This is a genomic window from Mesorhizobium sp. ESP-6-2 (genome assembly GCF_020164675.1).
Lineage (GTDB): Bacteria > Pseudomonadota > Alphaproteobacteria > Rhizobiales > Rhizobiaceae > Mesorhizobium.
On record NZ_JAIUGT010000006.1, the window covers coordinates 180440 to 200460 of the forward strand.

General features: G+C 64.0%; 22 protein-coding genes. 14 read left to right on the plus strand and 8 right to left on the minus strand.

Features of this window, described 5'->3' with window-relative positions; all coding sequences use genetic code 11:
- Positions 1 to 104: 104 nt before the first annotated feature.
- From rpsU to LB532_RS17855, 3 genes are all read right to left on the minus strand, one after another.
- Positions 105 to 371 carry a 30S ribosomal protein S21 gene (gene rpsU, locus LB532_RS17845; RefSeq protein ID WP_010911429.1) on the minus strand — a complete coding sequence of 89 codons (267 nt, stop codon included), beginning with the start codon at positions 369 to 371 and terminating at the stop codon, positions 105 to 107.
- A 179-nt stretch (positions 372 to 550) separates the two neighbouring features.
- Positions 551 to 937 (minus strand): SET domain-containing protein, encoded by a 387-nt coding sequence (locus tag LB532_RS17850; protein WP_140641723.1) that lies wholly within the window; start codon positions 935 to 937, stop codon positions 551 to 553.
- A 110-nt stretch (positions 938 to 1047) separates the two neighbouring features.
- The gene (locus tag LB532_RS17855; RefSeq protein WP_224557019.1) at positions 1048 to 1806 is read right to left on the minus strand and encodes an SDR family oxidoreductase; all 759 of its coding nucleotides are present in this window, start codon (positions 1804 to 1806) and stop codon (positions 1048 to 1050) included.
- 263 nt (positions 1807 to 2069) lie between these two features.
- Between LB532_RS17855 and LB532_RS17860 the strand changes: the two genes are divergently transcribed.
- The 7 genes from LB532_RS17860 (at position 2070) to LB532_RS17890 (ending at position 9439) form a co-directional block, all read left to right on the plus strand.
- Complete coding sequence (locus tag LB532_RS17860) at positions 2070 to 3323, plus strand: sarcosine oxidase subunit beta (RefSeq protein ID WP_140624375.1); 1254 nt, start codon at positions 2070 to 2072, stop codon at positions 3321 to 3323.
- A 29-nt stretch (positions 3324 to 3352) separates the two neighbouring features.
- Entirely contained in the window at positions 3353 to 3664 is a 312-nt protein-coding gene (locus tag LB532_RS17865) for a sarcosine oxidase subunit delta (RefSeq protein ID WP_140641719.1), read from the plus strand.
- On the plus strand, positions 3661 to 6654 hold the full coding sequence (locus LB532_RS17870) for a sarcosine oxidase subunit alpha (protein ID WP_140641717.1): 2994 nt from the start codon (positions 3661 to 3663) through the stop codon (positions 6652 to 6654). Before LB532_RS17865 ends, LB532_RS17870 begins: the two co-directional genes overlap by 4 nt.
- Positions 6647 to 7231 (plus strand): sarcosine oxidase subunit gamma, encoded by a 585-nt coding sequence (locus LB532_RS17875; RefSeq protein ID WP_140641715.1) that lies wholly within the window; start codon positions 6647 to 6649, stop codon positions 7229 to 7231. Before LB532_RS17870 ends, LB532_RS17875 begins: the two co-directional genes overlap by 8 nt.
- 57 nt (positions 7232 to 7288) lie before the next feature.
- Positions 7289 to 7510 (plus strand): hypothetical protein, encoded by a 222-nt coding sequence (locus LB532_RS17880; protein ID WP_140496327.1) that lies wholly within the window; start codon positions 7289 to 7291, stop codon positions 7508 to 7510.
- Between the two features lie 80 nt (positions 7511 to 7590).
- Positions 7591 to 8376 (plus strand): ThuA domain-containing protein, encoded by a 786-nt coding sequence (locus LB532_RS17885; protein WP_140641713.1) that lies wholly within the window; start codon positions 7591 to 7593, stop codon positions 8374 to 8376.
- A gap of 13 nt (positions 8377 to 8389) precedes the next feature.
- Complete coding sequence (locus LB532_RS17890; RefSeq protein WP_140641711.1) at positions 8390 to 9439, plus strand: Gfo/Idh/MocA family protein; 1050 nt, start codon at positions 8390 to 8392, stop codon at positions 9437 to 9439.
- 45 nt (positions 9440 to 9484) lie between these two features.
- Here LB532_RS17890 and LB532_RS17895 read toward each other — a convergent pair whose 3' ends face one another.
- Entirely contained in the window at positions 9485 to 9733 is a 249-nt protein-coding gene (locus tag LB532_RS17895; RefSeq protein WP_140641709.1) for a DUF680 domain-containing protein, read from the minus strand.
- Positions 9734 to 9928: 195 nt separating this feature from the next.
- Entirely contained in the window at positions 9929 to 10573 is a 645-nt protein-coding gene (locus LB532_RS17900; RefSeq protein ID WP_140641760.1) for a TetR/AcrR family transcriptional regulator, read from the minus strand.
- A gap of 223 nt (positions 10574 to 10796) precedes the next feature.
- On the opposite strand from LB532_RS17900, the gene LB532_RS17905 reads away from it, so the two are divergent.
- Positions 10797 to 11498 (plus strand): hypothetical protein, encoded by a 702-nt coding sequence (locus LB532_RS17905; protein WP_140641707.1) that lies wholly within the window; start codon positions 10797 to 10799, stop codon positions 11496 to 11498.
- A gap of 115 nt (positions 11499 to 11613) precedes the next feature.
- Here LB532_RS17905 and LB532_RS17910 read toward each other — a convergent pair whose 3' ends face one another.
- The 3 genes from LB532_RS17910 to LB532_RS17920 are packed head-to-tail and all read right to left on the minus strand — an operon-like array spanning position 11614 to position 13982.
- On the minus strand, positions 11614 to 12645 hold the full coding sequence (locus LB532_RS17910) for a phosphotransferase family protein (protein WP_140641705.1): 1032 nt from the start codon (positions 12643 to 12645) through the stop codon (positions 11614 to 11616).
- Positions 12642 to 13142, minus strand: coding sequence for a MaoC family dehydratase (locus tag LB532_RS17915; RefSeq protein ID WP_263483366.1), 501 nt, complete (start codon positions 13140 to 13142; stop codon positions 12642 to 12644). The genes LB532_RS17910 and LB532_RS17915 overlap by 4 nt, the downstream gene beginning before the upstream one ends.
- Positions 13143 to 13166: 24 nt before the next feature.
- Positions 13167 to 13982, minus strand: coding sequence for an SDR family oxidoreductase (locus LB532_RS17920; RefSeq protein WP_140641703.1), 816 nt, complete (start codon positions 13980 to 13982; stop codon positions 13167 to 13169).
- 120 nt (positions 13983 to 14102) lie between these two features.
- Here LB532_RS17920 and LB532_RS17925 point away from each other — a divergent pair, with 120 nt between their 5' ends.
- From LB532_RS17925 to LB532_RS17950, 6 genes are all read left to right on the plus strand, one after another.
- A complete protein-coding gene (locus LB532_RS17925; protein ID WP_140641701.1) occupies positions 14103 to 15341 on the plus strand; it encodes an acyl-CoA dehydrogenase family protein in 1239 nt (412 codons plus the stop codon).
- Between the two features lie 30 nt (positions 15342 to 15371).
- Positions 15372 to 16409, plus strand: coding sequence for a zinc-binding dehydrogenase (locus LB532_RS17930; RefSeq protein WP_224557024.1), 1038 nt, complete (start codon positions 15372 to 15374; stop codon positions 16407 to 16409).
- Positions 16410 to 16635: 226 nt separating this feature from the next.
- The gene (locus tag LB532_RS17935) at positions 16636 to 17802 is read left to right on the plus strand and encodes a glycosyltransferase family 87 protein (protein WP_140641697.1); all 1167 of its coding nucleotides are present in this window, start codon (positions 16636 to 16638) and stop codon (positions 17800 to 17802) included.
- Complete coding sequence (locus LB532_RS17940) at positions 17795 to 18781, plus strand: glycosyltransferase family 2 protein (RefSeq protein ID WP_140641695.1); 987 nt, start codon at positions 17795 to 17797, stop codon at positions 18779 to 18781. The genes LB532_RS17935 and LB532_RS17940 overlap by 8 nt, the downstream gene beginning before the upstream one ends.
- Positions 18778 to 19599 carry a ChbG/HpnK family deacetylase gene (locus LB532_RS17945; protein ID WP_140641693.1) on the plus strand — a complete coding sequence of 274 codons (822 nt, stop codon included), beginning with the start codon at positions 18778 to 18780 and terminating at the stop codon, positions 19597 to 19599. Before LB532_RS17940 ends, LB532_RS17945 begins: the two co-directional genes overlap by 4 nt.
- Positions 19596 to 20003, plus strand: a complete 408-nt coding sequence (locus tag LB532_RS17950) for a GtrA family protein (protein WP_140496314.1) — start codon at positions 19596 to 19598, stop codon at positions 20001 to 20003. Before LB532_RS17945 ends, LB532_RS17950 begins: the two co-directional genes overlap by 4 nt.
- The last annotated feature ends 18 nt before the right edge of the window (positions 20004 to 20021 follow it).

Below are 20021 nucleotides of genomic sequence, written 5' to 3' on the forward strand. Positions count from 1 at the left end.
GGATCCCCCCTCCGGGCCGGGTCATATCAAAATAAAAAGGTGGCGGCGATTCCGCATCGCGCCACCTCTGGTATCCTTCGAAAAGGACGAAATATTGGCGCTGGTCAGCGCGGCGGACGCGCTGCACCGGCTGCACCGCCGGCAGCCACCGGACGCGGCGTCATCGGCAGCAGGCCTTCGCGCTGTGCGCGCTTGCGGGCCAGCTTGCGGGCGCGGCGTACGGCTTCGGCCTTTTCACGGGCGCGCTTCTCGGAAGGCTTCTCGTAGTGACCGCGCATCTTCATTTCGCGGAAGATGCCTTCGCGCTGCATCTTCTTCTTGAGAGCGCGAAGCGCCTGATCAACATTGTTGTCGCGGACGAGTACCTGCACGGGCAATCCTGTCTTTCGGGTTTGATATCAATAGGCAAGCGGCCATAGCCACTAGCCTCCGCGGCGATTTACACCACGAATTGTGGCGGCTGATAGCAGAATCACGCCCCGCTGTCCACAGCCGAAATGAAGGGAGGCGGCCAAATCGCCCAGCGGGCGCTCGCAAGACAGGCAGCCAATTACGCGGTGGCCAGATGCAACCGCTCAAAATCCTCGAAGAATTCGCCATAGTCGCAGGTTATCTCTTCGCCCGCCGCTATGTCGCGGGTCGCGGTTGCCCCGCCATATTGCGAAAAGTCTGTGTTCGGCGTCGCCGAATGGTTCATGAAGCGGCCATTGTCGACCTCATAGACCATGAAGCCGGGCCGGTCGGGACTGGGATAGGCGTAGCGGTCGAGCAATTCCCTGAGATGCGAGGGTGCCGCCTGGTATTTTTCCAGCGGGATCAGCCGGTCGAAATCCGGGTCGAGCCGCCAGATCGAGGCGCCTTTCCTAATCGGTTCGGCGGCGAACACGCCGACGCCCTCGATTGTGCTCTGGGCGACATAGGTTTTGATCAGCAACATGGTTCCGGCCCGTTTTCCAAGGAGAGAACGGAATCGTCAATTCGAGCCCAAATGCAAGCCCGGATTGCGACATCGTGGCCTGTTGATCCGGATGCCGGCGCCGAAACCATTCACGTCCGGTTGATCGACACGCCGCCGTCGGCGAACAGTGCGGTTCCGGTGATGAAGCTCGATGCGTCGGAGGCAAGATAAAGCGCCGAGCGGGCGATCTCCTCCGGCTCCGCGACACGCTTCAAGGCATGCAGGCTTTCCACGAAGGCCCGCGATTCCGGTGTCTTGAAGGTTGCCGCCGGTGTGTCGGTGCCGCCCGGCAGCAGCGCGTTGACCCGAACACCTTTCGAGCCGTATTCGGCGGCAAGCACCTGCGTCAGCCCGATCAGGCCCGCCTTGCTTGCGGCATAGCTGGTCATGCCGGGCATGCCGACCGTGTGGCCGACGAAGGTCGAGGTGAAGATCAGCGAGCCGCCGCCGCGCGCGACCATGGCCGGCACCTGGTATTTCGCGCCGAGAAACGCGCTGGTGAGATTGGTGTCGAGCGTCTCACGCCAGCCCTCCAGCGACAGCTCGGAAACCGGCCCCATCTGGCCGACGGCACCGACATTGTTTAAGGCGATGTCGAGGCCGCCGAATTTTTCGGCCGCAAGATCGACGAGGGCTTTTGCATAGGCTTCTTCCCTGACGTCGCCGGCAAGGGCGACTGCCGTGCCGTCGGCGTCCTCGATCTCGGCGACCAGCGCATCGAGCTCGGCTTGCCGGCGGGCGGCAACGACGAGCTTGGCACCCTGTCCCGCGAAGAGCGTCGCGGTGGCGCGGCCGATGCCGGAACTGGCGCCGGTGACGATGGCGATCTTGTTGGTGAGTGCGAACATGTCTTTGCGTCCTTCTTCATGCCGGCCTTGCCGGCGGTCGGATGCGTCGTCGCAAATGAGCATGGCCGCAGCCACCCGAAAGCTGCGAACCCACCGATTTTCCCTAGCCTCGCACGCCGCGGCCGGTTGCGGCGCAAAACGGCAAGAGCCGTCGCAAACAGCGCAAGGGTGGCAGCGCTGTTTCGCTAGTGATACACCTCGCGCGCCGGGGGAAATTGCTAGCCCGGCCGCAAATCCGCGAGACTTTGGCGCGAGGCTGGAACGTGAAGAAATACTCTGTATTCGCCATCGCGCGTGAGGCCATGCGCGGCCACAAGGGCTGGGAGGAGCAATGGTCCTCGCCGGAGCCGAAGAAGGAATACGACGTCGTCATCGTGGGCGCCGGCGGCCATGGCCTGGCCACCGCCTACTATCTCGCCACCGTGCACGGCATCACCAATGTCGCGGTGCTGGAGAAGGGCTGGCTCGGCGGCGGCAATACCGGCCGCAACACCACCATCATCCGCTCCAACTATCTCTATGACGAGAGCGCCGGTATCTACGACCATGCGCTGAAATTGTGGGACGGGCTCAGCCAGGAGCTCAATTACAACGTCATGTATTCGGCACGCGGCGTCATGATGCTGGCGCACAATGTGCACGACATCCAGGTGCTGAAACGCCATGTCCACGCCAACCGGCTGAACGGCATCGACAATGAATGGCTGACGCCGGAGCAGGCGAAGGAATTCTGCCCGCCGCTCAACATTTCCAGGGATGCGCGCTATCCGGTCGTCGGTGCCGCCCTGCAGCGGCGCGGCGGCACGGCGCGCCATGACGCGGTCGCCTGGGGGTATGCGCGCGGCGCCTCGGCGCGGGGCGTGCACATCATCCAGAACTGCGAGGTCACTGGCGTCAAGCGTGCGGCCAACGGCGCGGTGACCGGCGTCGAGACGACGCGCGGCTTCATCGGCGCCAAGAAGGTCGGCGTGGTCGCCGCCGGCCATTCCTCGGTCATCATGAACATGGCCGGCGTGCGCATGCCGCTGGAAAGTTACCCGCTGCAGGCGCTGGTATCGGAGCCGGTCAAGCCGGTGGTGCCCTGCGTGGTGATGTCGAACACGGTGCATGCCTATATCTCGCAGTCAGACAAGGGCGAACTGGTGATCGGCGCCGGCACCGACCAGTACGTCTCCTACTCGCAGACCGGCGGCCTGCACATATTGCAGCATACGCTCGACGCTATCTGCGAGATGTTCCCAATCTTCACGCGCATGAAGATGCTGCGCTCCTGGGGCGGCATCGTCGACGTAACGCCCGACCGCTCGCCGATCCTGGCCAAGACGCCGGTGCCCGGCCTCTACGTCAATTGCGGCTGGGGCACGGGCGGCTTCAAGGCGACACCCGGCTCCGGCCATGTCTTTGCCCACACCATCGCCAGGGACGATCCGCATCCGATCAACGCGCCCTTCACCATCGAGCGTTTCCGCACCGGCCGGCTCATCGACGAGGCGGCGGCGGCGGCGGTGGCGCACTGACGATGACTGAGCTGTAGGAACGAACAAGAATGCTTCTCATCCGCTGCCCCTATTGCGAGGAAGAGCGTCCGGAACTCGAGTTCCGCAACGCCGGCGAGGCGCATATCGCGCGCTCGGCCAACATGTCAGGCGAGAGCGACGACGATTTCGAAAAATTCTTCTTCATCCGCTCGAATCCCAAGGGCATCATCTACGAGCGCTGGCGGCACATGCATGGCTGTGCGCGCTTCTTCAACGCCGTGCGCGACACCGTCACCGACAAGTTCGTCATGACCTACAAGGCCGGCGAGCCGAAGCCTTCCAAGCTGCCCAAAAACTCCAGCGAAGTGGTTGCCAAATGAGCGGCGCGTTCCGCATACCGAGCGCCGGCCGCCTGAGCCAGGCCAAGACCGCCCGCTTCAGCTTCGACGGTCAGTCCTTCATCGGCATCGAAGGCGACACGCTGGCTTCGGCGCTGCTGGCCAACGGCGTGCACCTGGTCGGCCGTTCGTTCAAATATCACCGGCCGCGGGGCGTGCTGTCGGCCGGGGCGGAGGAGCCCAACGCGCTGGTGCAGATCGTGCGAGACGACGCGCGCAAGACGCCGAATGTGCGCGCGACCGTGCAGGAGCTCTATGACGGGCTCGCCGCCAACTCGCAGAACCGCTGGCCGTCGCTGTCCTTCGACGTCAGCGCGGTCAACGATCTGGCGTCGCCGCTGTTTTCGGCCGGCTTCTACTACAAGACCTTCATGTGGCCGAAGGCGGCCTGGAAGAGCCTCTACGAACCCAAGATCCGCGAAGCCGCCGGGCTTGGCGTGTCCCCCGACAGGCCGGACCCCGATCATTATTCGTCGCGTTACGCTCATTGCGACGTGCTGGTGCTGGGCGGCGGCGCGGCCGGCATCGCGGCGGCGCTGGCAGCGGCTGAAACCGGCGTGCGTGTCATTCTGGCCGATGAGCAGGCCGAATTCGGCGGCAGTCTGCGCTTCGAGAGCGGCGCGAAAATCGACGGTCAGGGCGGCTTTGCCTGGGCGCAGGCGGCGATCGCCAGGCTGAAAGGCATGGACAACGTCCGCGTGCTGTCGCGCACGACCGCGTTCGGCTATTACGCACAGAACTTCGTCGGCCTGGCCGAGCGGGTCAGCGACCATCTGCAAAATCCAGGCCACGACCTGCCGCGCGAGCGGCTGTGGCAGGTGCGCGCCAAGCGCGTGGTGCTGGCGTCCGGGGCCATCGAGCGCCACATGGTGTTCGCCAACAACGACCGGCCGGGCATCATGCTGGCCTCGGCCGCGCGCACCTATCTCAATCACTATGGGGTCGCGGTCGGAAAAAACGTCGGCATCTACACCGCCAATGATTCCGCTTACGCTGCGGCGATCGACCTGAAGAAGGCCGGCGTCAACATCGCGGCTATCGTCGATCTGCGCGACAATCCGACCGGGCCGGTGATCGATGAAGCAAGGACGCTCGGCATCGAGATCAATTTCGGCCGCGCGGTGATCCGCGTCGGCGGCAAGCTGCGCGTCTCGTCGATGACGGTGCAGCCGAAGAATGGTGGCGGCGAGCGCACTATCGCGGTCGATGCGATCCTGATGTCGGCCGGCTGGACGCCGTCGGTGCACCTGTTTTCGCAGTCGCGCGGCAAGGTCGCCTTCAACGACGAAACCAAGCGCTTCGTGCCCGGCACCTATGCGCAGGACTGCATCTCTGTCGGCGCCTGCAACGGCACGGACGGCCTGTCGGCGACCCTCGACGAGGCCTATGCGGCAGGGGCCAAGGCGGCAAAGGACGCCGGCGCAAAGACCGCCAAGGGTACAAAGCCAAAAGTAGACGCCTCGGAAAGCTGGTCGCGTGGCATGCTGGGCGCCGCCCCCGGCGCCGGTCCGGATACGACGGTGAAGGCCTTCGTCGATTTCCAGAACGACGTCACCGCCAAGGACATCCGCCAGGCGGTGCATGAGGGCATGCGCTCGATCGAGCATGTCAAGCGCTTCACCACCAACGGCATGGCGACCGACCAGGGCAAGACCTCGAACATGCACGGCCTGGCGATTGCCGCCGAGACGCTTGGCAAGCCAATCCCCGAGGTGGGCCTCACTACGTTCCGCGCCCCTTACACGCCGGTGACCTTCGGCGCCATCGTCAGCCATGCGCGCGGTCCGCTGTTCGATCCGACGCGCAAGACGGCGATCCATCCCTGGGCTGAAGCCCACGGCGCCGTGTTCGAAGATGTCGGGCAGTGGAAGCGCGCCTGGTATTTCCCCAGGGGTGGCGAGGACATGCATGCGGCGGTCGACCGCGAGTGCGTCGCCGTTCGAAACACGGCGGGCCTGTTCGACGCCTCGACGCTCGGCAAGATCGAAGTGGTCGGCCCCGATGCGGCCAAATTCATGGAACTGCTCTACACCAATCCCTGGGAAAAGCTGGAGCCCGGCCGTTGCCGTTACGGCATCATGCTGCGCGAGGACGGCTTCATCTATGATGACGGCGTCGTCGGCAGGCTGGCGCCAGACCGTTTCCATGTAACGACGACGACGGGCGGCGCGCCGCGCGTCATGAACCACATGGAGGACTATCTCCAGACCGAGTTCCCGCATCTCAATGTCTGGCTGACCTCGATCACCGAGCAATGGGCTGTCATCGCCGTACAGGGGCCGAAATCGCGCGACATCATCGCGCCGCTGGTCGAAGGCATCGACATGTCGGACGAGGCGCTGCCGCATATGTCGGTGCGCGAGGGCATGATATGCGGCGTGCCGACAAGGTTGTTCCGCATGTCGTTCACCGGCGAGCGCGGCTTCGAGGTCAATGTGCCGGCCGATTACGGTCAGGCCGTGTGGGAAGCGCTGTGGGCCGAGGGCCAGAAGCATGGCGCCACGGCCTACGGCACCGAGGCAATGCACGTGCTGCGCGCCGAGAAGGGCTACATCATCGTCGGCCAGGACACCGACGGCACGGTGACGCCCAACGATGCCGGCCTCGACTGGGCGGTCGGCAAGAAGAAGGCTGACTTCGTCGGCATTCGCGGCCTGACGCGGCCGGACCTGGTCGCCAAGGGGCGCAAGCAGTTGGTCGGCCTCAAGACCAAGGATCTCAAGGTGGTGCTGGAGGAAGGCGCGCAGATCGTCGAGGATCCCAGGCAGGCGATCCCGATGAAGATGATCGGTCATGTCACGTCGAGCTATTGGTCGCAGAATTGCGGCCGCTCGATCGCTCTGGCGCTGGTCGCCGGTGGCCGCGCACGCACGGGCGACACGCTCTACGTGCCGATGCCGAGCGGCACGATCGAAGTGGAGGTTTCCGGCATGGTGTTCTTCGACGAAACGGGAGGCCGCCTCAATGGCTAAGGCAGTCGCGAAAAAGACGGCTCCGGCCGCATCGCCGGCGGCCGAGCGCCGTCCGGCGCTGGCCGGGCGCGCTATTTCCGCCGCCGGCGCCAAGGTAGAGGTGCTGGCGCCTGCCGAGCGTATCTCACTGCGCGCGCCGGAGGCTTCGCTTGCCGCCTTGTCGAAGGCGCTCGGCGTGATCTTGCCGGAAAAGCCGAAGACGTCCGTGTCGAAAGGCGGGCGCACCGCGCTTTGGCTTGGACCGGATGAATGGATGATCATCGACGAGGCCGGCAAAGACCCGCTCGCCGATTGTGCAAAGATTTCCGCCTTGCATTCCGCTGTCGGCATCTCGCATCGCAACGTTGCGATATCGGTCGCCGGTCCGGCCGCGGCCGCGGCAATCAATTCGGGCTGCCCGCAGGATCTGTCGCTCGAAGCCTTCCCGGTGGGTGCCGCCTCGCGTACCATTCTCGGCAAGGCCGAGATCGTTCTGCTGCGCACGGCGCAAGACGCTTTCCGGGTCGAGTGCTGGCGTTCCTTCTCGGATTATGTCTTTACTTTCCTCTCCGAGGGAGCACGCGACGCGGCGGCCTGATCCCGGAACGTTTGCCGCCCGCGTCCGTTTGCGACAACAGGTCGAGGGAGAATGCCGATGCCATCGAAGTCCACGCCGAAGTCGCCCGGGAAAAGCTCGGCCGTGCGCTCCCTGGAGCATGAGCGGCATCACGGCGCCGACGCCGAAGAGGAACTCGAGGAAGGCCTCGAGGATACGTTCCCGGCCAGCGATCCTGTGTCGATCACGGGGACGGCTATCCCCGGCGCCCCCGCAAGGCCGGGCAAAGCCAAGACCGTTCCCGGACGCAAACCCCGCTGATTTCCCCAGTTTCGGTTGAGGAGCCATCTTCCCAAGACGGCGCCAAGTGAGATATTCAAAGCGCTTTGGGAGATCGTAAAATGCCGGTAAAAGCCGTCGTCTGGGGCGAGAATGTCCATGAGCAGACCAATGCCGCCGTGCGCGGCCTTTATCCCTTGGGCATGCATGGGTCCATCGCAGCCGCGCTCAACCAGGATAAGGGCATCGAGGCGACCACCGCCACCTTGCAGGAGCCGGAGCACGGCCTGAGCGAAAGCCGGCTGGCTGCCACCGATGTCCTGCTCTGGTGGGGCCATGCCGCCCATGGCGAGGTCAAGGACGAGATCGTTGAGCGCGTACAGAAACGGGTCTGGGAAGGCATGGGTCTGATCGTGCTCCATTCCGGACACTATTCGAAGATCTTCAAGCGGCTGATGGGCACGCCTTGTTCGCTGAAATGGCGCGAGGCGGGCGAGCGCGAGCGCGTCTGGGCCATCAACCGCGGCCATCCGATCGCGCAAGGCATCGGCGAGTGCCTGGAGATCGGCGAGACGGAGATGTATGGCGAGCCCTTCGCGGTGCCGGAGCCGCTGGAGACAGTGTTCGTCTCCTGGTACGAAGGCGGCGAAGTCTTCCGCTCGGGGCTGACCTATCAGCGCGGCGCCGGACGGATCTTCTATTTCTCGCCCGGCCACGAGACCTACCCGATCTACCACAATGAAGGCGTGCAACAGGTGCTGCGCAACGCCGTGCATTGGGCGCACAATCCCGCACCCGCATGGTCCGGCATCGTCAGTGCGCCGAACGTGCCGACAGACCAGGCCAAGGAGAAGATCGTCCAGAAGGGCCTGCGCCTGCATGCCGACGGCGACAAGGGCCTGAGTTAGGCGTGAGTTGAAGATGCACCGCCTCCTTCTGCTCGGCACCGGTGGCATTGCCGGACATCATGTCGAGGAGTTCGCCAGGATTCCAGGCTGCACAATCGTCGCCTGCGTCGACCAGGTGCCGGGCCGGGCGGCGACGTTCGCCGCCGCCAACAAGATCAGCCATTCTTTCGAGAGCCTGGAAGCGGCGATCGGCTGGAGCGCGTTCGATGCGGCCATCAACGCGACGCCGGACGGCGTGCATAAGGCCACGACGCTGGCGCTGCTTGCCCAGGGAAAACACGTTTTTTGCGAAAAGCCGCTGGCGCCGAACCATGCCGACGCGCTTGCGATGACGGAAGCGGCCGAGGCGGCCGGGGTCGTCAACATGGTCAACCTGACCTACCGCAACTCGCCGGCGATCCAGCAAGCGCGACGCATGGTGCAGGCCGGCGAGATCGGCGCATTGCGCCATGTCGAGGCGAGCTATAAACAGAGCTGGCTGGTCAGCAAGTCATGGGGTGACTGGCGGGTCGAGGACAAATGGCTGTGGCGCCTGTCCAACCGGCACGGCTCGACGGGCGTGCTCGGCGATGTCGGTATCCACATTCTGGATTTCGCGAGCTATGGCGCCGACCAGGACATCGCCACCCTGCACGCCGACCTGGTGACGTTTCCCAAGGCCGAAGGCGATCGGATCGGCGATTATGTGCTTGATGCCAACGACAGTGTCGCAATGACGGCGCGGTTCAAATCCGGAGCGCTCGCGACGATCGTCGCCAGCCGCTACATGACCGGCCACACCAACGACCTGTCGCTGGCCATGCATGGCACCAGGGGCGCCATCAAGGTCGAGACCGACGGCAAGGTTTCGCGCCTGTCGGCCTGCCTGGGCGAGGACATCGACCAGCAACGTTGGCGGACACTGGCGCTGCCGGATGCGAAGCGCAACGCGCTGCGTTTTGCCGAAGCGCTCGATACGGGAAGGAACGGCGATCCATCCTTCCGTCGCGCCGCCGACATGCAGAGGCTGATCGACGCGGCCTTCAAGAGTTCGTCGGCCAGGCTACCGGTCACGATCGCCTGAAATCACATCTGGCCGACTGCACCGGCCAAGCGTGTGTTGTCGCTATCAGAATGCGCTCGGCACGATCCAGGGATTGATGCTGATGCCGAGGCGCGGCCTCTTGCCTTCAGCGCTATTTTCCGTGACGCCCTTTTTCTCGAGCGAGCCGGTCGATCCGCAATCGAGCTTCACATTGGCCTTGGTGTCGACGCAGGTCGCGGCGGGCACGTGCTTGACCGGGTGGGTGGTGTTGGCGGCAAGGGCCGAGCCCGAAAGTGCCAGCACGGCGGCGAGGGTGAGGAGGGTCTTTTTCATTGTCGCTTTCCGGGGTTCGATGGGCGAATTTATTTCCGTACATGTACGGTATTCCGTACAAATACGCCCACCGATCGCGAAGTTCAAGCCAGAATCGTACGCGTACGGAAATTTTTTGTTAACCAAGAAATCCGCCCCGCTTGGCACGTAAAACGCGGAGCGGCGATGAAGCGTCGAAACGCCAGGAGATATCGTTCAGCAGTTGACCGGCGTCTCGGTCAGCGGGGGCACGTTCTGCGTGCTGAGCGTGGCAAGGGTGAAATCGCACATCCGTTTCACGAAAGCCTGCGGATCGCCGAAAGGATAGAAGGGAAAAGTGATCAGCAGTGAAATGGTGCCATGGCCGACCGCCCACAGCATGGTGGCGATGGCGCGCGGATCGCCGTGCAACTTGCCGGCGGCGACACAGGCCTCGACCCTGCTGATCAGCACCTTCATCGCCGGGTTGCCTTCCTCCATGTCCCCGTAGCTCCTGCCTTCCGGCAGCCTGGTCTTTTCGGTCATGAAGACAGTGCGATATTCGTTGGGATTGCCAAGCCCGAAGGCGGCGTATTCCGTCATTACCGCTTGCAGAGCCTCGATCGGATCATCGGAAGGATGCTCCTCGATGCGTCGGGCAAGCGTTTCGAACGCATCTTCGGCTAGCGCAAACAGTATGTCCTGCTTGTCGGCGAAGTATGAATAGACAGACATCGGCGCATAACCGACGCGTTTGGCCAGCTTGCGGATGGTCAGGCCTTCATAGCCTTCCTCCTGCACGAGCTTGTGCGCGGCCTCGACAAGTTCGGAACGCTGTTCGGCTTTTTGTTTCTCGCGGCGTGTCTGGGCGCTCACCGGCAATGTCGCCTGCCTCTGCTGGTTGGGGCTGAGCAAATTATATACGCTGTACGGCAACGGACAAGGAGTATCAGAGGTTCCACGGAAGTGGCCATGCCCGTTTGCGGCTATCTTGCGGTCGACTCATCACCGATCGATTACCTCTTGTCCAATCGCACAGCATCGGATCGTTACACACGAAAACTAATTAGCGGCTCTGCAAGGAATTTATTTTTGTGAGGCCGATATGGCAACGACCGAGCTTTCGTCCGCTCTGCCGGACGCGCATCCCCTTTCGAACGGTGCCAGGCTGGCGCTCAGGCGTGTCGTCCTCGTCGCATGGCTCGCGATCGCGCTCGGCTTTGCCATGGAGGCGCTCATCCTGACCGCCAGGTTCACAGCCGGTTCGCATCCAGCCACCACACAAGTTCTGATCGAACTGGCCCAAGGCGTCACATGGTCATTCTTCGTCTGTGCGGGTGTCAGCCTCGGCACGGCGATGGCCAAGGTGCAGGCCTTGCTCGGCGGCTTGATCGGAGCGATGTCAGCGCCATTGGCAATGGGCATCGCCAAGGGCACGCAAAAGGTGATGGTAAGCGCGCTCGATGTGGCCGCAAAGCCTGCGATCCTTTCGCTCACCACGCTGGGCGTGTTACGCGCGATCGAATACGGTTTGCTCGGCTGGATATTGGCTTGGCTGGCGGCGAAAGCAAAACCTCGCCCGTTCCATTTCATGCTGGCGGGAGCTTCGATTGGAGCCGTGTTTGGCGGCGGCATTACGGCGTTGACCATAGAAACTGCTGCCGCAAACGAGCTGGCGCTTGCTTTGCCCCAGGCAATCGCTGTCGGCCTCAACGAAATCGTGTTTCCGATCGGTTGCGCACTGGTTGTCTACGTCGCCCTGCAGGTCAGCCGGCACATGAAGTTTATCTCTGTCAAAGCTCGCTAGACTCTTTGTTTTACGCAATTCCGGACTTTCCCTGGAATTGCTCCAAGCGCGAGCGGAATTGCTCTAAACGGCGCCGATGCTCCGTCGAAGCGGTCCATCGATCACTCCTCGTCGATCAGTTTCGGTCGATCAGTTTCGCGGCGAGATGCGAAAGCAGTTTCACCGCCTCGCCATAGGTCCTTGCCTTTTCGGGATTCGAGGCATTGCCATCCAGGGCGCGCTTGTAGACGCCCTGGCAGATAGCGGCCAGCCGGAAGAAGGAGAAGGCCAGGAAGAAGGTCCAGTTGCCGATGCCGGCAAGCCCACGCCGCCGGCAATAGGTGGCGACATAGTCTTCTTCCAAGGGCAGTCCGAGCGCGGCGCGGTCGATCCCGCCCAGACCGCGAAAGCCCGAGCTATGCGGCAGGCGCCATTGCATGCACTGGTAGGCGATATCGGCAAATGGGTGGCCTGATGTTGAAAGTTCCCAGTCGAGCACCGCCATCACCTTCGGCCGGTCCGGCGCGAATATCAGGTTGTCCAGCCGGTAGTCGCCATGCACCAGCGAGACACGGCCGTCGTCGGCGGGCATGTGCGTTTCCAGCCAGTCGATCAGCCGGTCCATATCGGCAATGGCACCGGTCTCCGAGGCGCGGTACTGGCTGGTCCAGCGCGCCAGCTGGCGCTCGAAATAATTGCCTGGCCGGCCGAAGTCGCCGAGACCCACGGCCCCGATATCGACATCGTGCAGGGCGGCAAGCGTGGCGTTCATGGCATCGTAGATGGCAGCGCGCTCGCCATTGTCGCGCGCTTCCGGCAGTGCCGGATCCCAGAAGATGCGGCCGTCGATGAAATCCATGACGTAGAACATGCGGCCGATCGGCGAGTTCTCGGCCGAGAGATGCAGCATCCGCGGCACCGGCACGGCGGTGCCGGAAAGGGCGCTCATCACCCTGAATTCACGGTCGACCTGGTGTGCCGATTTCAGCAACTGTCCCGGCGGCTTGGCGCGCAGCACGTAGCGGCCGCTGGCCGCCGCCAACAAATAGGTCGGGTTGGATTGGCCGGATTTGAATTTTTTGATCGAGGAAAGCCCGGCAAAACCGGGGATCCGCGCCTCGAGATAGGGCGAAAGCGCTGCCTGGTCGAGCGCGTTCGGATCGTTCATGCGGTCTCGGGCTGGCGTTCGATCAGAGTCAGCGTCAGCCAGCGGGCGGTGAGCGCCGGTTTCTTCGAGCCTTCGATCTCGATCGTCACGTCATGCGCGGTCTGCACCCAGCCCGAGGGCCTGACCTTGACATCGGCCAGCACGAAACGGGTGCGGATGCGCGCGCCGGTCTTTACCGGCGCCAGGAAGCGCAGCGAATCGAAGCCGTGGTTGACGCCCATCTTGCCGTTTTCCAGCGGCGGCATGGTCTCGAACGTCATCGCGGAGAGCAGCGACAGCGACAAGAAGCCATGCGCGATGGTGCCGCCGAACGGCGTCTCGCGCTTGGCCCGCTCCGGATCGCAATGGATGAACTGGTGGTCGTCGGTGGCGTCTGCGAACTGGTCGATCATGCGCTGCGTGACCACCCGCCACGGCGAGACGCCCACCTCCTTGCCGACGCTGGCCAGAAGCACATCGAGACTGATCGGTTCCACGCGGATGTCCTCCAGTTTCATCCCCGGCTTCCCCGGCCGGAAATGTCATTCCTTGAACAGGGTCAGCCCATGCTGCACCGACTGTCCGCCGTCAATCGGCAGGATGGCGCCGGTGACATAGCTGCCTGCACGGCTGCACAAATAGAGCGTTGCGCCGGCAATGTCATCCGGGGCGCCGATACGGCCGATCGGAACGTGGCTGCCGACATGCCTGGCCTGTTCCTCCGTGGCGGTAGCAAACGCCGTCATCCGGCTCTGGAAAGGGCCAGGGGCAAAGGCGTTGACGGTGATGCGGCGGCCGGCGAATTCCAGCGCCAGGGTGCGCGTGAGGTGATGAACGGCCGCTTTGGAGACGGTGTAGGAGTAGGCGTCGTCGGCCAGCGGCTGCGTGCCCATCACCGAGCCCAGATTAATCACCCGGGCCGGATCCTCGTCGCTGGCCGCGGCTTCGAGCAGCGGCAGCAGTTCGCGGGTCAGGTGGAAGACCGCGGTGACGTTGACGCCGAACACCTTGGCCCAGGCATGATAGGGGAAGCTCTCCAGCGGCGCCCCCCAGGACACGCCGGCATTGTTGACCAGGATATGCAGCCGGTCGGCCCGCGCCTTGACCTCGCCGACCAAAGCGGCAATGCCGGCCTCGCTGGAAACGTCTCCGGCAAAGCCTTCCGCCCGGCCCGGCGCGCCAAACCCGTTCAATTCCTCGGCGACCTTGATGCAGTCCTCACCCTTGCGCGAGGCGATCATCACCGTTGCGCCGGCCTTGACGAGGCCCGTCGCCGCCATGCGGCCGATGCCGGTCGCCGCGCCCGTGACCAGCGCGGTCTTGCCGGCCACCGAAAAAAGATCGTCGAGATAGCCCATCGAACTCCTGCGCCTTTCATCGGCGGATCGGGGAAAGCGTTCGCGTTGACAAGGCTATCCGAAGTACGGTCATCCTTGCCACTGACAAAATGCCCGGCCTGAATGAAGGGTTAGCGACCGATGACGGAGATGAATCTCGGCATGACGGAGCGGCTGAAGCCGATCCACGCGCGCGTCGCGGCCATGGTGCGCGACGAGATCATGCCGCTCGACAAGGAATTCCTCGGTGAAGTCGGCAAGGCGGGCGACCGCTGGACATACACGCGGCGCCAGACCGAGATCCTCGAAGGGTTGAAGACGACCGCAAGAGAGCGCGGCCTTTGGAATTTCTGGCTGACCGGCTCGGAACGCGGCTATGGTCTTTCCACCGTCGAATACGCCTATCTGGCCGAGGAGATGGGCAAGGCGCATCTCGGCGCCGAGACCTTCAACTGCTCGGCGCCCGATACCGGCAACATGGAGGTGCTGGAGCGCTACGGCTCGACGGAGCACAAGAAGGCTTGGCTGGAGCCGCTTCTCGACGGAAAGATCCGCTCGGCCTATCTGATGACCGAGCCGGACGTCGCCTCGTCGGATGCCACCAACATTTCGATGCGCTGCGAACGGCGCGGCGACAGCTATGTGCTGAACGGCGAGAAATGGTGGGCCTCTGGTGCCGGCGATCCCCGCTGCGCCATCTATATCGTCATGGTGAAGACCTCCGATGGGGAGCCGAAGCACAGGCGGCATTCGATGATCCTTGTGCCGGCGGACACCAAGGGTGTCAGCAAGCTGCGCCCGATGCAGGTCTATGGCGACGACGACGCGCCGCATGGCCACATGCACCTTCGCTTCGACAATGTGCTGGTGCCGGCGTCGAACCTGATCCTCGGCGAGGGCAGGGGTTTCGAGATAGCGCAAGGCCGCCTCGGCCCCGGCCGCATCCATCACTGCATGCGGGCCATCGGCCAGGCCGAGATGGCACTGGAGCTGCTGTGCCAGCGTTCGGTCCGCCGCGAAGCGTTCGGCCAGTCATTGGCGAAACTCGGCGCCAATTTCGATATCATCGCCGAATGCCGGATGGAGATCGAGATGGCCCGCCTGCTCTGCCTCAAGGCGGCGTGGATGATCGACCAGGGCGACGCGCGCGCCGCCGCGCCCTGGATCAGCCAGATCAAGGTGGTCGCGCCACGCGTGGCGCTGAAGGTCACCGACGAAGCGGTGCAGATGTTCGGCGCGCAAGGCATCAGCCAGGACACGCCGCTGGCGCGCTCGTGGACGCATCTGAGAACCCTGCGCCTCGCCGACGGGCCGGATGCCGTGCATCGCCGCCAGGTGGCGCGGGCGGAGCTTAAGAAATACACGCAGGAGAAGGTCTGAGATGGCCCGGTCCGAGCGGGGAGACAGCCGATGAGCATCCCGTCCGAAATGAAGGCGCTGCTGCTGGTCAGCGACGGCTACACCAGGACGCCGAGCGGCAGCACGCTGGAGGCGATGGAGCCCTATATCCAGCCAGGCAGTATCGCAGTGCCGGCGCCTGGGCCGACGCAAGTGCTGATCAAGGTCAGCCTTGCGTCGATCAATCCGTCCGATGTCGCCTTCATCAAGGGCCAGTACGGCCAGCCGCGGGTCAAGGGCCGGCCGGCCGGCTTCGAGGGCGTCGGCGTGGTCGTTGCCGGCGGCGACGAGCCCTATCCCAAGAGCCTCGTCGGCAAGCGCGTTGCCTTCGCCACCGGGCTCTCCAATTGGGGCTCATGGGCTGACTATTCCGTTGCCGAAGCCGCCGCCTGCATTCCCCTCCTCGACACCGTGCGCGACGAGGACGGGGCTGCCATGATCGTCAATCCGCTCACCGCGCTCGCGATGTTCGACATCGTCAGCCGAGAAGGCGAAAAGGCCTTCATCATGACCGCGGGCGCCAGCCAGCTCTGCAAGCTGATCATCGGGCTGGCCAGTGAGGAAGGATTCCGGCCTATCGTCACCGTGCGCCGCGACGAGCAGATCGCGCTGCTGAAGGAAATCGGCGCCGCCCATGTACTCAACGAGAAGTCGCCCGATTTCGAAGCCTCGCTGCGCGAGGTGATAAAGGCCGAACAGCCGCGCATCTTCCTCGATGCGGTGACCGGGCCACTGGCCTCGGCCATCTTCAACGCCATGCCGAAGCGCTCGCGCTGGATCATCTATGGCCGGCTCGATCCCGAGGCCACGATCATCCGCGAACCCGGCCAGCTGATTTTCCAGCACAAGCACATAGAGGGCTTCTGGCTGAGCGAATGGATGCGGCAGCATAAGGATCGCCGCGGTCCTGCGATCCTCGAGGCGCAGAAGCGCTTTTCCGACGGGCGCTGGACGACCGACGTGACGGCTGTGGTGCCGCTGGCCGAGGCGATGGCGCGCGTGCCGGCGGAACTGGCCAGCCCCAATGGCAAGGTGTTCATTCGGCCATAAAGCAGGGGGTGTGCGGTTGAGCTGCATTCCGGTCCATCCAGCATAGCTGCGATAGCCTTCGAGGGCCGGAAAGGGGGTGGTTTGTTGGCTGCGATCGTTCAATGTCATCGGCGGCCACACCGTTCGATCCCCCTATGCCACCCCGCTTTGTCCGTGATATGCCGCCGCCAATGAACGCTGGGACAGTGCTGGACCGGGCCTGTTCCGGATTGGTGTGGGGTGCTTGATGAGGATTTCCAAGCCGGTTTTCGACCGTCTGGGGCTTAGCCTGTGGATCGGAGCATTCGCGGTCGTGCTTGGCCTGGTCCTGTGGTCGCCCGACGCGCGCACCGTGTTGCACGCCTACAGATATGGCAGCGTGGAGTTTCTGGCCGGCCGGCCGCTCTACGACCTCGAGTCCGAGATGGGATACCTTTACACGCCCGCCTTCGCCGCGCTCTATATTCCGTTCTTGACTCTGGGGCCGCATCTTGGCGGGCTGGCCTGGCATGCCCTCGGTTTCGCCGTTCTCACCCTTGCCGCGGCGCGGCAGGTGCGCAAGCTGGGCGGACAGGAGCAGACCTGGCTGCTTTCCTTCGGCCTCTTCCTCGCTTTGCCGATGACGCTGGGCGCCATCCGCAACGGGCAGGCGACAATCCTGCTGACCGGCGCCTGCTGGCTCTTGACCCTCTCGGCACTGGAAGGACGGCGTGCGGAGACCTTTCTCTGGGCCTCGCTTGCCATCACGGCCAAGCCGACCGCGATCATCATGCTGCTGTTGGCGGGGGCGTTGCGCCCGCGGCTGATACCGGCCCTTGTGCTGGCGGTGCTGTTCGTGCTCGCCATACCCTACGCTTTCGCTCCCGCCGGCTACCTGAACGAGCAGTATGGCGATTTCGCCCGCATGCTGACGTCGATGGCCGTCGACAAGACCAGCCATTTTGTTCCTACCGATTTCACTGCGCCCTTTATCGAGATGGGGCTGCCCGTTCCGGACTCGGTTGCCACGGCGGTGCGCGTCGTGATCGGCCTGCTGACGCTCTCGATCGTGCTCTGGTTCGACCGCAAGCTCGAACAAGGGCCGGCCGGACTCGCCATCTTCCTGACGGCGGCCTTCTACATGTGCGTCTTCAACCCGCGCGTCGAGCCCAACACCTATGCCATGATTGCGGTGCCCGCCGGCCTTGCCATTGCGCTGTTGTGGCGCGAAGAAAAAGGTGGCGTCCTGGCCTGCGTGCTGTCCATGACTTTATTCCTGACAGGTTTGACCGGTGTCGAGCGCCACATGCATGACTTTCTCTATCCCTGGTTTCGGCCGATCACGGTCACTTTCATCGCCTGCTTCCTAATACGGTGGTTCTGGGCCAAGGCGCGACAAAAATTGGTGAATGCGGAGCCTGTCGCCCATGGCTGAGATGCGCCCGACACTCGATATCGTGGCGCCGTTCTTCAACGAGGCGCAATCGGCAACGGCTTTCGCGGCATTGCTCGACGCGCTCGAGGCGGCGGTGTCGAGCCGCTTCGGCATGCAGGTCCACAAGATCCTGGTCGACGACGGCAGCCGGGACGATAGCGCCGGCCGGTTTTCGCATGCGCTTTCGGGATCATGGGAAATCGTGCGCCTCAGCCGCAATTTCGGCAAGGAGGTCGCCGTGCTCGCCGGCCTCGACCACTCGCGGGGCGACATGGTGCTTGTCATGGACGCGGATCTGCAACACTCCCTGGAGACCAGCCTGAAGATGATCGTCGAGCTGGCTGAGAATCCGGACGTCGATGTCGTCTACGCGCAGAACGACCGGCGCGGGGCAAGCTGGCGGCGCAGCCAGTTGGCGAAACTGTTCTACAGCCTGATCAACAGCAGCCAGCGGTTCGATATTCCCGAGAATGCAGGCGACTTTCGCGTCATGCGCGGCACCGTGGCGCGCGCATTGACCAGCCTGCGCGACAAAAGGCGCTTCAACAAGGGCCTGTTCGCCTGGGCCGGCTTCCGCCAGAAGGCCATATCCTATTCGCCGGAAAACCGCGCCGGCGGCAAGTCGAAATGGAGCCGGCTCAACCTGATCGCCTTTTCGCTAGAGGGGTTTACGTCCTTTTCGGTGATTCCGCTGCGCCTGATCAGCCTCAGCGGACTGCTTGCGGCGTTTGCCGGCGCGGTCTACGGCGCGAAAGTGCTCTTCGAGGTGCTGTTCTACGGCATTGCCGTTCCAGGCTATCCGAGCCTGCTGGTCGCCGTGGTGCTGCTCGGCGGCCTCAACCTGACACTTCTCGGGCTGATCGGCGAATATGTCTGGGTCACGCTCAGCGAAAGCAAGGACCGCCCGGTCTACATCGTGCGCGATATCGTGCGCAGCGATGTTCCCGCCAGGTCGGCGCCGGGCGTTCCCGGGGCATGATGCGCGGCATCCGCCTGATCGCCGACGATTACGGCCTGGCGCCCGGCGTCTCGGCGGCGATCCTCGACCTGCTCGATCGCGGGCGGCTTACGGGCACCGGTTGCATGACCGGTTTCGCGGAATGGCCGGGGGAGGCGGAACGCATCAAGCCGCTGTGCGGCCGGGTCGCCGTCGGCCTGCATCTGACCTTGACGGACCAGCCGGCCGTGACCGGCCCGTCGAGCCTGGCGCCGGAAGGCCGGCTGCCGCCGCTCCGCTCGCTGGCATTGCCGATCCTGCGCGGCGGCATCGAGACCTGCGACGTCCATGCAGAGCTCGACGCCCAATTTGGCCGCTTCGTCGAGGCGCTCGGGCGCCGGCCCGATTTCATCGACGGCCACCAGCATGTGCATTTCCTGCCTGTCGTGCGCAAATGGCTGCGGGGGCGTTTCGCCGGAGATGCCGGCGGACCGTGGCTGCGCGGGGCGCCGGCGCTGGCCGGCAGCGGAGCGGCGGCATCGAAAATTGCGGCGATCGCCGCCATGGCAACTGGTTTCAACCGATCCATGCGGCGCGCCGGCTTCACCGTGAGGGCGCCGCTCGCCGGCATCTATGACTGGCGGCAGCCGGAAAAGTTCGCGCCCGCCCTGCAAACCGCCGTTGAAAGCCTGCCGGAAGAGGGACTGTTCATGTGCCATCCCGGGCATGTCGACGAGACGTTGCGTGCACGCGACCCGATGCAAGATGTGCGCGAAGTCGAATTCGCGGTTCTCGCCTCCGATCATTTCGGCGCAAACCTGGCTCGCGCGCGTGTCGGCATCATGGACGGCATGGCATGAGTGCCGATCAGTCCCGGCGTTCGACCGGCAACAAGATTATCCGCTTCGCCATTGTCGGCCTGGTGAACACGGCCATCGACCTTGCCGGCTTCTTTCTGCTGCTCAAGCTGCACGTGCCGCCGCTGCCCGCCAACGTTGCGTCCTGGTTCATTGCCGTCACCTTCTCCTTCGCGGCCAACGGCTTCTGGTCGTTCGAGCGCGATCCGGCCATCCGGCTGCATCATGCCTTTCTTCGCTTCGCCTCGCTCGGCGCGCTGATTTCGCTCGGTGTCTCCAGCCTCGCGATCGCATTGTTCGCCGGCGTCGTCGGCGTGTGGCCGGCAAAGATCGGCGGGGTGGTTGTGGCGGCGGTGCTGAATTTCCTCGCCGCGCGCTGGTCGATCGAGGGCCGTCTTTTGAAATAGCAGGCTGTTTCCCCACGA

Bases quoted from the DNA above. Each gene is read 5' to 3' on its own strand.
- LB532_RS17850 (WP_140641723.1), bottom strand. From the start codon at position 937: ATGTTGCTGATCAAAACCTATGTCGCCCAGAGCACAATCGAGGGCGTC.
- LB532_RS17935 (WP_140641697.1), top strand. From the start codon at position 16,636: ATGAGGATTTCCAAGCCGGTTTTCGACCGTCTGGGGCTTAGCCTGTGG.
- LB532_RS17940 (WP_140641695.1), top strand. From the start codon at position 17,795: ATGGCTGAGATGCGCCCGACACTCGATATCGTGGCGCCGTTCTTCAAC.
- LB532_RS17925 (WP_140641701.1), top strand. From the start codon at position 14,103: ATGACGGAGATGAATCTCGGCATGACGGAGCGGCTGAAGCCGATCCAC.
- LB532_RS17855 (WP_224557019.1), bottom strand. From the start codon at position 1,806: ATGTTCGCACTCACCAACAAGATCGCCATCGTCACCGGCGCCAGTTCC.
- LB532_RS17915 (WP_263483366.1), bottom strand. From the start codon at position 13,142: ATGAAACTGGAGGACATCCGCGTGGAACCGATCAGTCTCGATGTGCTT.
- LB532_RS17910 (WP_140641705.1), bottom strand. From the start codon at position 12,645: ATGAACGATCCGAACGCGCTCGACCAGGCAGCGCTTTCGCCCTATCTC.
- LB532_RS17895 (WP_140641709.1), bottom strand. From the start codon at position 9,733: ATGAAAAAGACCCTCCTCACCCTCGCCGCCGTGCTGGCACTTTCGGGC.
- LB532_RS17865 (WP_140641719.1), top strand. From the start codon at position 3,353: ATGCTTCTCATCCGCTGCCCCTATTGCGAGGAAGAGCGTCCGGAACTC.
- LB532_RS17875 (WP_140641715.1), top strand. From the start codon at position 6,647: ATGGCTAAGGCAGTCGCGAAAAAGACGGCTCCGGCCGCATCGCCGGCG.
- LB532_RS17870 (WP_140641717.1), top strand. From the start codon at position 3,661: ATGAGCGGCGCGTTCCGCATACCGAGCGCCGGCCGCCTGAGCCAGGCC.
- LB532_RS17950 (WP_140496314.1), top strand. From the start codon at position 19,596: ATGAGTGCCGATCAGTCCCGGCGTTCGACCGGCAACAAGATTATCCGC.
- LB532_RS17945 (WP_140641693.1), top strand. From the start codon at position 18,778: ATGATGCGCGGCATCCGCCTGATCGCCGACGATTACGGCCTGGCGCCC.
- LB532_RS17905 (WP_140641707.1), top strand. From the start codon at position 10,797: ATGGCAACGACCGAGCTTTCGTCCGCTCTGCCGGACGCGCATCCCCTT.
- LB532_RS17885 (WP_140641713.1), top strand. From the start codon at position 7,591: ATGCCGGTAAAAGCCGTCGTCTGGGGCGAGAATGTCCATGAGCAGACC.
- LB532_RS17890 (WP_140641711.1), top strand. From the start codon at position 8,390: ATGCACCGCCTCCTTCTGCTCGGCACCGGTGGCATTGCCGGACATCAT.
- LB532_RS17880 (WP_140496327.1), top strand. From the start codon at position 7,289: ATGCCATCGAAGTCCACGCCGAAGTCGCCCGGGAAAAGCTCGGCCGTG.
- LB532_RS17920 (WP_140641703.1), bottom strand. From the start codon at position 13,982: ATGGGCTATCTCGACGATCTTTTTTCGGTGGCCGGCAAGACCGCGCTG.
- LB532_RS17930 (WP_224557024.1), top strand. From the start codon at position 15,372: ATGAGCATCCCGTCCGAAATGAAGGCGCTGCTGCTGGTCAGCGACGGC.